At 73.5% G+C, this 13,339-nt stretch carries 12 protein-coding genes; 3 read left to right on the top strand and 9 right to left on the bottom strand.

Annotated elements, in window-relative coordinates:
• Nucleotides 1–105: 105 nt before the first annotated feature.
• The 5 genes from ABZY91_RS15505 to ABZY91_RS15485 form a co-directional block, all read right to left on the bottom strand.
• Entirely contained in the window at nt 106–606 is a 501-nt protein-coding gene (locus ABZY91_RS15505; RefSeq protein WP_355402708.1) for an NUDIX domain-containing protein, read from the bottom strand.
• The gene (locus tag ABZY91_RS15500; RefSeq protein WP_355402707.1) at nt 603–1,976 is read right to left on the bottom strand and encodes an NUDIX domain-containing protein; all 1,374 of its coding nucleotides are present in this window, start codon (nt 1,974–1,976) and stop codon (nt 603–605) included. The genes ABZY91_RS15505 and ABZY91_RS15500 overlap by 4 nt, the downstream gene beginning before the upstream one ends.
• 346 nt (nt 1,977–2,322) lie before the next feature.
• Entirely contained in the window at nt 2,323–2,526 is a 204-nt protein-coding gene (locus ABZY91_RS15495) for a hypothetical protein (RefSeq protein WP_355402705.1), read from the bottom strand.
• A 321-nt stretch (nt 2,527–2,847) separates the two neighbouring features.
• Complete coding sequence (locus ABZY91_RS15490; RefSeq protein ID WP_355402703.1) at nt 2,848–3,366, bottom strand: GNAT family N-acetyltransferase; 519 nt, start codon at nt 3,364–3,366, stop codon at nt 2,848–2,850.
• An 80-nt stretch (nt 3,367–3,446) separates the two neighbouring features.
• The gene (locus ABZY91_RS15485) at nt 3,447–6,083 is read right to left on the bottom strand and encodes a serine/threonine-protein kinase (protein WP_355402701.1); all 2,637 of its coding nucleotides are present in this window, start codon (nt 6,081–6,083) and stop codon (nt 3,447–3,449) included.
• Between the two features lie 328 nt (nt 6,084–6,411).
• On the opposite strand from ABZY91_RS15485, the gene ABZY91_RS15480 reads away from it, so the two are divergent.
• Nucleotides 6,412–6,585 (top strand): hypothetical protein, encoded by a 174-nt coding sequence (locus ABZY91_RS15480; protein ID WP_355402700.1) that lies wholly within the window; start codon nt 6,412–6,414, stop codon nt 6,583–6,585.
• Between the two features lie 100 nt (nt 6,586–6,685).
• On the opposite strand, the gene ABZY91_RS15475 is transcribed toward ABZY91_RS15480, so the two are convergent.
• Together ABZY91_RS15475 and ABZY91_RS15470 are read right to left on the bottom strand one after the other, a co-directional pair.
• On the bottom strand, nt 6,686–8,521 hold the full coding sequence (locus ABZY91_RS15475) for a CHAT domain-containing protein (RefSeq protein ID WP_355402698.1): 1,836 nt from the start codon (nt 8,519–8,521) through the stop codon (nt 6,686–6,688).
• Entirely contained in the window at nt 8,521–8,994 is a 474-nt protein-coding gene (locus ABZY91_RS15470; protein ID WP_355402696.1) for a hypothetical protein, read from the bottom strand. Before ABZY91_RS15470 ends, ABZY91_RS15475 begins: the two co-directional genes overlap by 1 nt.
• A gap of 301 nt (nt 8,995–9,295) precedes the next feature.
• Between ABZY91_RS15470 and ABZY91_RS15465 the strand changes: the two genes are divergently transcribed.
• Together ABZY91_RS15465 and ABZY91_RS15460 are read left to right on the top strand one after the other, a co-directional pair.
• A complete protein-coding gene (locus tag ABZY91_RS15465; protein ID WP_355402695.1) occupies nt 9,296–10,036 on the top strand; it encodes an alpha/beta hydrolase in 741 nt (246 codons plus the stop codon).
• Nucleotides 10,037–10,231: 195 nt separating this feature from the next.
• Nucleotides 10,232–10,651, top strand: a complete 420-nt coding sequence (locus ABZY91_RS15460; RefSeq protein ID WP_329877655.1) for a hypothetical protein — start codon at nt 10,232–10,234, stop codon at nt 10,649–10,651.
• Between the two features lie 114 nt (nt 10,652–10,765).
• Here ABZY91_RS15460 and galK read toward each other — a convergent pair whose 3' ends face one another.
• Together galK and galT are read right to left on the bottom strand one after the other, a co-directional pair.
• A complete protein-coding gene (gene galK / locus ABZY91_RS15455; RefSeq protein ID WP_355402693.1) occupies nt 10,766–11,905 on the bottom strand; it encodes a galactokinase in 1,140 nt (379 codons plus the stop codon).
• Between the two features lie 127 nt (nt 11,906–12,032).
• Entirely contained in the window at nt 12,033–13,133 is a 1,101-nt protein-coding gene (gene galT / locus ABZY91_RS15450; protein WP_355402691.1) for a galactose-1-phosphate uridylyltransferase, read from the bottom strand.
• Nucleotides 13,134–13,339: the final 206 nt, after the last annotated feature.

The following is a 13,339-nucleotide window of genomic DNA, read 5'->3' as shown; positions in this document are numbered from 1 at the left end:
GACGTCGGGCGGCCGGAGAGATCGCGGGAGTTCCTGGCCGGCAGGTCGCACCGCCCTGCCGTGTCGCGAAGGAGCCGGTCGGCGTCGACCGGGACGGCGGGGCGCTCATACCGCCCACCCCAGGGTCGACAACGTGCGGCCGCGGCCGATCTCGCCGAGTGCGTGGACGGTGTAAGGCACGGTGTCGTGCGGCAGCCCGTCGAGCGGCCACCAGCGCAGAGCCCCGCACTTGTGCGGCTCCGCGTTCCGGATCTGCCCTTCGTAGCGGGCGGCGCCGAAGAAGAGCTGGAGGCGGCTGCGGCCGTCGTCGGCGTCGAGGTGGTGCAGTGTGTGGACGAGCACGAGGTCGCCCTCGGCGACGGCGATGCCCAACTCCTCCCCGGCCTCGCGGCACATCGAGCCGGTGACCGGTTCGCCCCGTTCCATGTGTCCGGCCGGCAGGTGCCACATCCCGGCGGCGTAGGTCGTGTTGCGGCGCCGACCGAGCAGTACTGTGGCGCCCTCGACCAGGACCAGGTGAACGCCGACGACCAGGGTCAGCGGGTCGGTTCCGGAGGCCCTGGGTACGGCGGCGGCCGGGTGACGGGTGTCGTCGAGCGGGTTCACGCGGGCTTCCCGGACGGCAGACCGGCCGCGGCGGCGAGCAGCGGCAGGTAGTGCCGCAGGTAGGGCGGGACCTTGAGGGACGGCACCTCGGCGAGGGGGACCATGCGTACGGCGAGGCCCTCGTCGCCCAGCCGGAGATCCGTCTCGGGGCCGTCCCAGACGGCGTGCAGGACGCGGGTGAGCGGGTGCACGAGGTGGTGGTGCGGACCGGGTACGGCCCGTAGCCCGGAGACGGTGATCCCGGCCTCCTCGCCGACCTCGCGCGCGGCGGTCTCCTCCGGGGTCTCCCCTCCCTCGCGCCAGCCGCCGATCGGGGTCCAGTAGCCCGGCCAGGCGATGCCCTCCTTGTCGTCGCGATGGTGCATCAGCAGCCTGCCCCGAGCGTCGGTGACGAAGACCATCACGCCCTCGAACTCGTGCTCCGGCACCGGCCGTTCCAGGTACAGGGGGACGCCGGAGCGGTGGGCGCGCAGTACCTGCAGGAGTCGCTGGTAGTGGTCGGGCTCCATGAGCGCGTGCCAGTCGTGGGCGGTCTCGAACCGCCACTCGGTGTGCTCGGCCGGGTCGAGCCGGATCCTCGCCTGCTGTTCCTCGCCGAGGACACCGCCGTCGAAGACGTAGCCGCAGACCGGCACCGGGTAGTCGGTGCCGGCCTGTTCGTGGACGACGGCGACCAGGCGTCGGCATGCGATCACCTCGGGGTTCTCCTCGGTGAGGTCGAGGCCGGTCTCCTCCGCGGTCTCGATCAGCGCGGTGGTGAACGGCGTCCGCCCGTGCTCGACGTTGCCGCCGGGGAAGTTCCACACGGTGGGGTTGATGGTCGAGCGCATTCCGAGGACGCGGCCCTGCGGGTCGGTGATCAGGAAACTGCCGTAGGTCGTGGGCCGGGCGATGGTGGTGACGTAGCCGCCGACCGGTCGCCATCCCGGGATCGCCAGGCGACGGACGAGCCAGTCGATGACCTCCCGCTGTCCGTCCTCGGCCGGTGGCAGGGTGTCCGCACTCGCCCATAGGCGCTCGTCGTGGTCGGGGGAGAGGGTCACCGTGGTGCCGTCCGGTACGACGGTGGTGAAGACGAACTGCCGCAGGCGTCGGCCGTGTCGGTCGGTGAGGTCCAGGCTCCGGGCGAATTCCAGCGGCACGCCGGTGAGCCCGGTCGCGACGGCGAGTTCGCGCGCCGCGCCGGCCGGCACGGTCTCGCCGTCCTCCCGGCTGCCGGCCGGGTACTCCCACAGGCCCGGCGGGACGGCGTGCGGGGCCCGGCGGATCATCAGGATCCGTCCCGAGGCGTCGCGAACCACGACGCCGACGCCGATCCGTTCGGTGCCCTCGCGGGCGGCCAGTTCCGTGAGTACGTCGAAGTCGATCACTGGAGATGCTCCTCGCTGTCGCGGGCGGGCGGGCGGGCGGGCGGGTAGGCGGGCGGGCAGGCAGGGCGGGCGGGCAGGCGGGGCAGGCGGGGCAGGTCGGGCCGGAGGTCCGGACGCCGGTGGTGTTCGAGCACGCCAGGTCGACCGCTGGTGCGGGGCGCGGTAAGTCAGCTTTCAGGAGGTCGAGTTGGTCGGCCCGTTGTGCGCGGAGGCGACTGATGATGGTGCTGTTCGAGTGCGGCGTTCAAGCGGATTTCCTCCGGGCGAGCCCGGGTCGAACGGGGACTTTTCGAGCACAGTCCCGGCGTGGCCCCGGCATGCCGCACCTGGCCGCGGAGGGCTCGGGTCAGGGCGGCGGAGCCAGCACGCAGGCGGCGATCGCCCGTTCGAGCGCCTCTCCCCGGCCGGGTTCGAGGCGGCTGCGGGCGGCCTCGCGGGCGAGAGGTCCGCGCCGGGTGCAGCCGTCGCCGGAATCACCCGATCGGATGGTCGGATGCCCGACGAGGTTTCGGACTGCGGGGGTGTCCGGGTCGGTTGCGCCGAGTGGCATGCTCGCGGGCGGGATCCTGGCGGCAAGCGGCAAGCGGCAAGCGGCAAGCGGCAAGCGGCAAGCGGCAAGCGGCAAGCGGCAAGCGGCAAGCGCGGGGCGCCGGGCTGAATGCGGCGCCGGGCCGGTCGAGTACGCCCGCGGTCACCCCCGGGCGGCGGTGATCGGGTCCTTGGGCCGGTCAAGGGCGAAGCACCCCGCCGAACGGCCACTGTTCAGGGGAAGGAGCCGACCAGGCGGTACGGCACGGCCGGCGGGGGGATCATGGGAACCCGAGGCTCCGGCAGGTCACCGTTGCCGCGCGTGTGTGGACGGCGCGACCGGCTACCGCATACCGAGCCACTGCTCGGCGCCCCAGGCTTCGAACCGCTCCACCTCGGCGAAACCCAGCTTCGCCGCGAGACGCATCGAGCCGAGGTTGGCGCTCTGGGTGGTGAGCACCACCGGCTCGCCGGGAAGCGCGCCGGCGAGCCAGTCGAGTGCCGCCGTGCATGCCTCGGCGGCGTACCCGAATCCCCACGCCCGCGGGAGGAACAGGTAGCCGAGATCGGCTTTCCCCGCGGCAGCCGGGCGCCGGTGCCCCGTTGCTCTCCTGAGCAGGATCTGACCGATCATCGATCCGTCGAGATCGACGACGAAGCTCCCGGGCCGCCGCTCGGGCGTCCCGGGGAGTTCGCGCCGGAGTTCGTCACGTGGCCTGGGGCCGCCGAGGTAGGTGTGCACCTCCGGGGAGGCGAGCAGCTCGATGAACGCCGCACGGTCCCGGCTCTCGGGCTCACGGAGTACGAGCCTCTCGGTCCTGATCGGCTCGGGCGGCCAGGCCACGGGTCCCAGATCGTCCATCCGCGCAGGCTAACAGGTGGCCACGTCGGCACGACTGGCGAGGCCGTTCCACTTCCCGGCGTTGCGTTTGGACACCGGGGTCAGTGCTGTCGTGTGACTCGGGCGCCGACTGCCATCGAGAGTGTGACCCCCACCAGGGCGCGCTTTCGGAGGGTGTCATCGGTGATTCGGTGGGCCGTCTGTTCGGCGCGGAAAGGATCGGTGGCGGCGAGTGTCGAGACGATGTCGACCAGTAGCGGATCCTGGTCGGAGTGGGGTAGCTGGTCGATGAGTTGTTCGGCCGCGTGCAGATTCCTGCCGGCCAGGGCCTTGAGGGGCCACCACGTCTGATCGACGTACTCCTCGACCGCGGACGGCTGGTGGACGGTCCGCCGGGCCCGCCGGATCAGGCTCTTCGCCTGCTGGGGGTCCGTGTCGACCAGCGTCGCGGCGGCGATGGCCAATGCCTCTGCGAGAGCGTGCCGTTGTACCCCGTCCAGCGGCCTCGTCCGGGTGTCGCGGTGGCCCTCGACCCGGTCGACGAGCCGGATCGCCTGAGCGGGGTCGACGGCAGCGATGTGCTCGGCGAGGAGCGCCAGGGTCCACACCTGCTCGCGGTCCCCGAGGTCGGGGAGGAGGCGTTCGGTGATCCGAACCGCCAACTCGGGGTCGATGTCCGAGGCCGCCGCGGCGACCTCTCCCAAGGCTTTGGTCCGGCGGCCGTGGGCACTCGGGACCAGAAGCGCCGACCGGTGGGCGGCCACGAGCCAACTCCGCGCCTGGTCGGGGCGGGAGGCGGCCACCTGACGTGCCATGCCGGTCAGGGCCGTGGTCCGGGCGGCCTGGTGGGTGATCCGGGCCGCGAGGCGCTCGGCCCGGGGCACGTCGGCTGCGGCGGCAGCGACGGCGATGCCCACAAGATCGCCGGCGGCGTCCGCGTCCGCCGGAGCCTCCCGTTCCCGCACCTCGACGTCGGCGTCCGCCGGATGGGCCCGACGCGTCTTGCGCCGCCACCACCCACCCGACGGCTGCTCCTCGTCCCGGAGCGGCGACGCGGCAGCGTCCACCGGTGTTGCGACGGGGGCCGGTCCTGCGGTCGGCGCCGGTCCGACGAGGGCCAGCTCGGCCGTGTCGATGAGGTGGGGCACGTGCCGGCTGTCGGCGGTGATCGCGGCCTCGACGGCGTGCTCCCAGGCGGAGACCTGGACGTGCCGTTCGGTGATCATGCCGATGAGCCGTTCGGCCCGGTCAGGGTCGACCGGGGCCACCGCTTCACCGACCAACTGCAACGCCAGGTTTCTGTCCTCCTGCTCGGCGAGGTCGAGCGCGCGCTGCTCGGCGAGGTTGATCAGGCGCCGGGAGGCGTGCGGATCGGCGTCGTGGCCGTCCTTGGCGATCTCCACCAGCTGTTCCGGCAGGGCGAACACGTAGTCGGGGTCCGGGCGCAGGTCGCGGGCAGCCGACTCGACCCGCCCCATCAGCTGACGTGCGAAGCCGGGGTCGGCCCCGGCCAGGAGACCCGCGGCCTTGCTCAGCGCATGGACGGACGACCAATCCCGCGTGACGTCCTGATCGGCGGCGGTGGTCGGAGCGACGATCGCCTCGGCCCGTTCGAGCAGACGTCGGGCCAGGCCGGCATCGTCCGTGCGGCAGGCCAGTGCCATCAGGGTGGGAGCGCGGTCCTCCACGGCCACCCGCGTCGTGATCTCGTCGCCGAGCCACGGAGCGGCCAGGCCCACCGCGACGAACGCGGCGGCTCGCTCCTCCGGGTCGTCGATGGACTCGGCGATCCGCACGGCGCGGTCGTACAACTCCTCCTGCGTGGCGGTGAGCGGGGGCCGGGCCGCCGACAGCGGACCGGCCGTCACCGGTTGCGTGGGTGGATGCCCGCCGGCACGCGCCAGGGGCACGGTGCCCGAAGCCCGGTCGCCCTCCAGCAGCGCCGCCGCCTGGTCGGTGGTGGGGCGGCTCCGAGGGTCCTTGTCCAGCAGGCGCAGAATGGGCCCGGCCAGCCGGCCGCCCGAGGCCGGCGGCGGGGGGTCGTCCATGCCGATCGCGCGGATGGTGGCCATCATCGACTCGCGGCGGAACGGCGATCCGCCCCCGACGGCCTCGTACAGCGTCACGCCCAGGGCCCAGAGATCACCGGCCGGCCCGTCGGCGCCGTCGAACCGCTCGGGAGCCATGTACTCGACGGTGCCGACCGCCATGCCCGTCCGGGTGATCCTGGTGTCCTCGTGGTGCCTGGCGATGCCGAAGTCGACGAGCAGGATGCGGCCGTCGTCGGCCAGCATGATGTTTCCGGGCTTCACGTCCCGGTGCACGATGCCTATCGCGTGCGCCGCGGCCAGGGCGGACAGCACCTGGAGGCCGATCAGCGCGGCACGGTCGGGTCCGAGGCGCTCGCCCGCCGTGAGGGCCTGCGCCAGGGAGCGCCCGGAGACCAGGTCCATCACCGTCCACGGCATCCCGTCCTCGTCCTCGACCACGTCGTGGACGGCGACGACGTTGGGGTGCGTCCGCAGCGCAGCAGCGTGACGTGACTCGGTCACCGCGTAGGCCAGGGCGGTCCGGCGTTCCTCGGGTGTGGCGTACGGGTCCAGGACCAGGCGCTTGGCCGCGACCTCGACGTGCAGCCGCTGGTCCCGGGCCTTCCACACCTCGCCCATGCCGCCGCCGCCCAGCCGCTCGGCCAGCCGGTAGCGGCCGGCGACCACAGTCCCTTCGGATACGTCCAAGGCCCTGCCCCCTCGTCAACTGCACCCTTCGTCGGGCGTTGAAAGGGTAGTAGCAGGAAGGCCGCGACCGAGGCCGGGGTGCGGCCCCCGGTCGGGGTGCGGCCCCCGGCCGGGGTCGGCGTGGACGCGCACGGGGGTGGGTGCCGCCACGGGCGTTCGCCGCACGTCGGCGCGGGCCGGTCGTCGAGTCTTGGCAGTTGTCGTCGGTGTACGCCAAGTACACGGACGTTCCGGTGATGCTGCCGTTCTTGTGCCCGGAGGGGATGCGGAAGCTGCCGCCGGATCCGCCCGGTCCCTCGGCGACGGCGGCGCCAGTGCGGTCCTCGTGATGAAGGTCCTTCGTGCCGAGTTCGGCGGGGAGCTGGCACGGGCGAGAAGGACGCTTCAGCAGATCCGCGCCGGCCTGTTCGCCGGGACGATGCCCGAGATGACGCTTCTCGTCCACCGCCTGCGCGCCGCCGGTGTCGAGGCGGTGGCCGCGCGGCCGTCCGCAGCGGACTGACGCGGCCTCAGCACGTCGACCCGGGGAGTTGGCCCCTCGGGGGGCGTTCAGACTCGGGCCGTCGTCCGTGCCTCGGCTCACCTGCTTCTGCCGGCGGTCGTCAGGCGCCGAAGTGGGTGAACGCCCCCCAGAGGGTCGGGCGGGCACCGTCGGCGGCGGCGCGGGCCACGGCCCGGCCGAACGCGGCCGACGGGGACGTCCCCCGTGCGAGGTCCCGGTGGAATCCGGTCATCAACGTGACGGCCTCCTCGGAGTCGGGGATGGCCCAGAGCCCGGCGACCACCGTGCTCGCCCCCATGGCGAGCATCGCGGCGGGGAAGCCGAGCTGCTCGCCGGGCGTCCGCGTGCCGATGCCGGCCAGGTGGCAGGCCGAGAGCACGACCGTCGTCCCCCGTCGCAGGTCGTGGCCCAGGAGCGCGGACAGCGGAAGGCGTTCGCCCAGCAGGACGGCGGAGTCCAGGGGGCGGGTCGGGTCGAGGACGCCGTGGCCGCCGAGGTGGATGAGGTTGGCCGACGTCAGCAGCCCTGCCAGCTCCGGTGCTGCGGCCCCGCCCTTCCGAGCGCCCGGGGGAGCCGGGGACCCGCCGGGACCGTTCAGCCGCTCACCCTCACCCTCACCCTCACCGTCGTCACGGTCGCCGTCGCCGTCGCCGTCGGTGGTGTCCGCGTCCTGACGGTAGAGCAGGGGTTCGACACCGTGGGCCGCCGCCACCTGGCGGGCCTCCGGCACGGTGAAGGGCATCGGGCCGAATCCCTCGCCGTCCTCGAACCAGGGGTCGGCCACCACCAGGGGATCGAGCCTGGAGGGCCGCGGCCAGGCGCTCGCGAACATCAGGGCGTTGCCCGAGGGGGCCACGGTGAGATCCATGAGGCCGCAGGCCGGGATGCCGCTGTCGTCCGCCGGCGCCGTGTAGAGGGGCAGCCGTGCGCTCTCGCCCAGGGGGACCAGGGCGACCCGCGCCCCCACGAGGTCAGGCCAGGCCCCGAGCAGCGGCTCCCACACGGCCTCGCGCACGAAGGCGTGCACGTCCCGGACCGCCCGATCGCGGATTCCCCGCGCGGGTACGGCCAGCCGCGCGCCCAGCGTGTCCAGCCGGTCCCGGACGGTGGTGGCCCGCAGACCGGGCAGTGCGACGCTCTCGCACAGGTCGCGGCCCGTCCCCGGCGCGTTGAGGCGGATCGCCGCACCGGCGACCGCCCCCGGTGCCACGTAGACGACGGAGCGGGCCGTCATCACCGAGGCGAGGAGGGCGGACGCGGTGTTGGAGCCGGAGAGCAGGTGGCCCTTGGCGAGCCTGTCGAGAGCCTTGTCCAGGTCGTCGGCCAGCATGGCGTCGGCCATGACCCGCAGGGCCGCGACCGTGTCGATACCGGTGGTCTTCGAGGCGAGCCGCGCCTGCTTGCGGGCGTGTCCCACGTCGTGTCGGAGCGCGCGCAGGCGCTCCACCGTGTTCTGTGCGCCGAGTAGGTCCGTCGCCTCGCGAACGATGGTGCGGTCACCCATCTGCAGGCCGGTGAGGGCCTCCGCGACGAGGTAGCCCACGAGGGGCACCTGTGCGCGGTGGGCGACGTCCACCGACATCTCCGCCATCATCTGCATGTCGGGGAGGACCTCTTCGGGGAACGGTGTCCCCTGTCGGGTGCACTCCGCGTCCATCAGGGCGACCGCCGCGGCGAACGACAGGCTGCTGCAGGCCGCGACGAACCACTGCCCCAGTTCGGCGTGCATGCCGAAGGAGACCTGGGCGGAGCGGAGGGTCATCGGGGCGTACCACGCCCTGCCGCGGGCCATTCTGTCGAAGCAGTGACGCATGAGCTTCCAGGAACCGTCCGCGGCGGCGGCGGTCCCCTCCCGCCGTCCCAGGCGCTGCAACTCCCGGACGGCTTCGGTGACCTTCTCGTACTCCGCGGTGCGGCGGGAGGCGAAGAAGCCCATCAGCCGGCTGCGGGCGAACCGGTGCTCCGGGGCGCCGCCGGCGACGGCGTCTCGATGGCGGCCACGAGGGTGTTGACGAGGGCGGTCGCGTCCAGGACCGGGGCGCCGTCGGGACCGGGTGTCGAGCGGATCTCGATGCGGACCTCGCTGCCCGGCGGGCCCGTGGTGATCGTGAAGACGAGCGGCGCCGCGCCGGGGCCGGTGGTTCCCTCGCCGGAGCGGGGGGCGGGGACGCGGAAGCCGAACCACGCCGCGGTGCGGCGGGCGAAGTCGGCGATCTGCTCGCGCGCGAGGTAGACGCCCACCAGGTCGGCCGAGACGTCGAGTCCCTCCTGGCCGACGGACAGCACGGCCTGGATCACCGACGACCACTGGTCGGCGGATCGGGTGTTCGTCTCGACCTCGTCGAAGTCCGCCGCCTTCAGCAACTCCCACAAATCTGAAGGAACATGCACAAACATGTAGTCGTCCATGCACGAGAGGTTACTGGCCCCGCCCTCGGTGACGGGGCTTTTCGGTGGAAGTGGGCACCCGCCGGTGCGGGGCCGCCGGGCGGCCGGCGTGAGGGCCTCGGACGGACCGAGGTTGACGACCGGTCAGAACGAACTCTCCTAGCCGGTAAGGATGGTGGAATCTGCGGGCCTGTCGGACGGCCTTCGCGGCACCCGCGCCCGCTACCCTGGCGTCGGCGGCGCCCCCACCGGGCGCGCCGGCCCTGCGGATGATCAGCTTCGACCCTCACGGGAAGGTGGGGCGACATTCCATGAGGACGCCATGAGCACGTTCGTACTCGTGCCCGGCTTCTGGCTCGGTGCCTGGGCCTGGGACGCGGTCGCCGCGCCGCTGCGCGCCGCCGGGCACACCGTCCACCCGGTGAGTCTGACCGGCCTGGCCGAGCGTGCGGGCGAGGCCGGACCGGAGGTCGGGCTGGAGACGCACATCGCCGATCTGACCGGTCTGATGGTCCGCGAGGACCTCCGGGAGGTCGTCCTGGTAGCGCACAGCGGCGGCGGCGCCCCGGCCACCGGCGCGGCCGACCGCCTGCCCGGGCGGATCCGGCGGGTCGTCTACCTCGACAGCGGGCCGCTCCCGGACGGCGCCGCCCTGTGCGACCTCTGGGAACCCGCCTACCGGGCCCGCGCCGAAGCGTCCCTGGTCGGCGGCTGGCGGCACCCGATGCCTCCCTGGGACGAACTGGCGGCGAGCGGCGCAAGCCTGGACGGCCTGGACCGGGAGACCCTCGACGACATCCGGGCGCGCGCCACCGATGTGCCGGTCAGGGTCTTCACCGAACCGCTGCGGCTCACGGGCGGCGGACAGGCCCTGCCGAAGGCGCTCGTCTCCTGCTCGTTCCCGCTGGAGCAGATCCGCGCGATGATCGCCTCCGGGGAGCCGTACTTCGCCCCGCTCGCCGGCCCCGAGTGGGAGCTGCGCGAACTGCCCACCGGCCACTGGCCGATGTTCTCCCGGCCTGCCGGGACCGCCGTGGTGCTGGAGGAGTTGGCGGCGCTCTGAGGAATGACGGGCTGCCGCGCCGCACCCGTCGCCGCGTCGCGCGGCCGGGCCCCCGTCCGCGGGCCGGCTTCCCTCCGGGGACCGCCCTCCGGCCGACGAGAATTCGGGTGGTGTGGCGCGGAGACGAAGGGGAAGACGGTGCCAGGGAGCGTCGGTGACGGTCCCTCACCACCGCCCCGTCGAGGAGGACCACCCATGAGCCAGCCCGTCCCTCCGAACCTTTCCGTCGTACGCCTCGCCACCGAGGCCGCCGATCTTCTGCGTGCCGCCGGTACGGCTCCCCAGGGTGGCCGTCCGGGCCTGCTGCACACCGCCGAGGCGGCCGAGACCGTCGCTGCGCTCGCCGGAATCGCCGCGCGCCTGCCGGAGTTGCTGGACCAGGTCGAGGCCTTCCTCAGCAGCGAGCAGGCCTCGGGCCGGATCGCGCCCGCCACCGAACCGGTGGGCGACGCGGCGTTCGACGTCATCCGGGCCGCCCGCGATGCCCGGGACCAGCTGTACGAGGCGAGTCGCACCGCGGCTCTGCTCGCCGAGGTCCTGGCGGCCGCCGCCGGCACTCTCGCTCCGCTGGGCGGGTCGCGGACGGCCGGAGGGCCCCTCACGCCCCACGTCTGAGCGCCCGCCCGGACGCGGTCGCGCCGGTCGACGTCCTGCCGCGCCGGGGCAGCCTGAGCGGCGCGCGGGGACCGGCCGGCCGTCGCCGCCAGGGGGGCAGCCCTTCGGGGAGGCTCAGACGATGCGGCGGGCGCCGGACGAAGGGACGGCCGTGAAGGCGCGGGGAGCGGTGTAGGCGGCCTGTCGGAAGGCGGTTTCGACCGCGGTGGTGACGGTGGGCGCCCGGTCGGCCGGGACGAGCGCTATCACCGAGCCGCCGAAGCCGCCGCCGGTCATCCGGGCGCCCAGCGCGCCGGCGTCGACGGCGGCCTCGACGGCGAGGTCGGTCTCCGGGCAGGAGACGCCGAAGTCGTCGCGCAGCGAGGCGTGTCCGCTGGTCAGGATCGGGCCGAGTGCGTGGAGGTAGCCCTCGTGGAGGAGGGCGGCGGCCTGTTCGACGCGCGCGTTCTCGCTCACCACGTGGCGTACGAGCGGGCGTAGTTCGGCCGGCAGGCGATCAAGCGCCGCCGGCAGCCTGTCCGGGGTGAGGTCGCGAAGGGCGGGGAGGCCGAGCAGGGCGGAGGCCCGCTCGCAGCCGGCCCGCAGCTTCGCGTACTCGCCGTCGGCGAGGTCGTGCTTGACCCGGGTGTCGATGACCAGGAGCCGCAGGCCGGCGCCCTCCAGGTCGAGCGGGACGTGACGGGCGGACAGGTCACGCGTGTCGAGGAACAGCGCCTCGCCCTGCCGGGCGCACACCGAGGCCATCTGGTCCATGATCCCGCAGGGGACGCCGACGAAGGCGTTCTCCGCGCGTTGGGCGATCCGGGCCAGTTCCCTCCTGGTCAGCCCGAGATCGTGAAGGTCGTTGTAGGCGGCTGCCACGACGCATTCGATCGCTGCCGAGGAGGAGAGGCCGGCGCCGGTCGGCACGTCACTGTCGATGTGTACGTCGGCACCGCCGATCGCGCATCCGGCCTCGCGGAGCGCCCAGACGACGGCGGCCGGGTAACGGGCCCAGCCGTCCACGCCGCCGGGGGAGAGGGCGTCGATGTCCAGTTCGACGGTCCGGCCGTCGCCCTGCTCGCTGTAGAGGCGAAGAGCCCGGTCGGCGCGGGGGCGGACGGTGGCGCGGGCCGCCTGGGGCAGCGCGATCGGCAGGACGAACCCGTCGTTGTAGTCCGTGTGCTCGCCGATCAGGTTGACCCGGCCGGGGGCGGCCCAGACCCCGGTCCGGGCGGGGGCCGTCGCGCTGCCGGGGGTGCGTACCGGGCTCATCGGGCTTGCTGCCTCTCGGTGTTCCGCCTCGGGGTGAAGGCCCGGGCATCGGCGACGACGTCGTCCGGGTTCGGGCGGCGCGGGGTCCGGCCGACACGGCCGGCGCCGCCCGTGACCAGGTGCCTGCTCATGACGAGACCTCCCGCAGACGCTGCGCGGCGGCCTCCGGCGACACGTCGTTGACGAACGCGTCCATCCCCGATTCCACACCGGCGAGGTACTTGAGCTTGCCGGCCGTGCGGCGGATCGTGAACAGCTCCAGATGCAGGGCCAGTTCGGGGGCACCGACGGTCGGGGCCTGGTGCCAGGCCGCGATGTACGGCGTCGGCGCGGTCTGTCCGCCGCTCTCGGCCTCGACGAACAGGCGGTCGAAGCGGCGCAGCAGTTCCAGGTAGAGGCCGGGGAACTCGGCGCGCTCCGCCTCGTTCAGGTGCGTCAGGTCGGCGACCCGCCGGTTCGGATAGAGGTGCACCTCGTAGGGCCAGCGGGCGGCGAACGGAACGAACGCCGTCCAGTACTCACCGGCCAGCACCACGCGTACCGGATCGGCGCGTTCGGCCGCCAGCACGTCCTCGAAGAGGTTGCGGCCGGTGGTGACGCGGTGCCAGTCGGCCTGCTCGATCATGCGGGCGGTGCGCGGCGGGACGAACGGGAAGGCGTAGACCTGTCCGTGCGGGTGGGCGAGGGTGACGCCGATCTCGGCGCCGCGGTTCTCGAAGATGTACACGTGCCTGACGTCGGGGAGCAGGGACAGTTCCGCGGTCCGGTCCGTCCACGCGTCGAGGACGAGGCGGACCTGGGGCTCGGTCAGGTCGGCGAACGACGATCCGTGGTCGGCGGTGAAGCACACCACTTCGCAGCGCCCGGCGCCCGGCTCCGCCTTGGCCACCGGGTGGCCGAGACGCTCGGGGTCGGCGCCGGTGGCCAGGGCGGGGAAGCGGTTCTCGAAGACGACGACCTGGTAGTCCGAGGCGGGCACCTCGCTGAGCCGGCCGTCGCGGGAGGGGCAGAGCGGGCACTCGTCCGCGGGCGGACGGTAGGTGCGGGCCTGCCGGTGCGCGGCGATGGTCACCCAGTCCCCGGTGAGCGGGTCCCTGCGGATCTCGGACAGGCTCGCCGCCGGCTCCAGGGGACGCAGGTCGACCGAGCGGGCTCGGGGAGTGGCGTCGTCCTGGTCGAAGTAGAGGAGTTCGCGGCCGTCCGCGAGCTTGTCCGAGGTCTTGATCATGGCTTCCTTCCCTGCAGGGCCTGTCTCGGCTACCCGTACTGAGCAAGCCTCGGGTTCATATTCGAACACAAAGAAACAGAAGTCAACAATCAGATGTCGTGAAATGGTGGGTGAGCACCGTGGGGCGGAGATCCCCCGGCCGGCCGGCCGGGCGGCGGCAGCCGCCGCCCGGGGCGACGGAGAGGGGCGACGACCCGCACCACGTG

The organism is Kitasatospora sp. NPDC002965, from assembly GCF_040611255.1.
In the GTDB taxonomy this organism is placed as follows: domain Bacteria; phylum Actinomycetota; class Actinomycetes; order Streptomycetales; family Streptomycetaceae; genus Kitasatospora.
Note: the sequence above shows the minus strand (reverse complement) of the source record. Positions and strands in the feature narration are given on the sequence as shown.

Excerpts from the sequence above, each read along its gene's own strand:
- ABZY91_RS15480 (WP_355402700.1), top strand. The coding sequence starts at position 6,412 with ATGAAGGTCCTTCGTGCCGAGTTCGGCGGGGAGCTGGCACGGGCGAGA.
- ABZY91_RS15460 (WP_329877655.1), top strand. The coding sequence starts at position 10,232 with ATGAGCCAGCCCGTCCCTCCGAACCTTTCCGTCGTACGCCTCGCCACC.
- ABZY91_RS15490 (WP_355402703.1), bottom strand. The coding sequence starts at position 3,366 with ATGGACGATCTGGGACCCGTGGCCTGGCCGCCCGAGCCGATCAGGACC.
- ABZY91_RS15475 (WP_355402698.1), bottom strand. The coding sequence starts at position 8,521 with ATGGGCTTCTTCGCCTCCCGCCGCACCGCGGAGTACGAGAAGGTCACC.
- ABZY91_RS15495 (WP_355402705.1), bottom strand. The coding sequence starts at position 2,526 with ATGCCACTCGGCGCAACCGACCCGGACACCCCCGCAGTCCGAAACCTC.
- galK (WP_355402693.1), bottom strand. The coding sequence starts at position 11,905 with ATGAGCCCGGTACGCACCCCCGGCAGCGCGACGGCCCCCGCCCGGACC.
- galT (WP_355402691.1), bottom strand. The coding sequence starts at position 13,133 with ATGATCAAGACCTCGGACAAGCTCGCGGACGGCCGCGAACTCCTCTAC.
- ABZY91_RS15470 (WP_355402696.1), bottom strand. The coding sequence starts at position 8,994 with ATGGACGACTACATGTTTGTGCATGTTCCTTCAGATTTGTGGGAGTTG.
- ABZY91_RS15465 (WP_355402695.1), top strand. The coding sequence starts at position 9,296 with ATGAGCACGTTCGTACTCGTGCCCGGCTTCTGGCTCGGTGCCTGGGCC.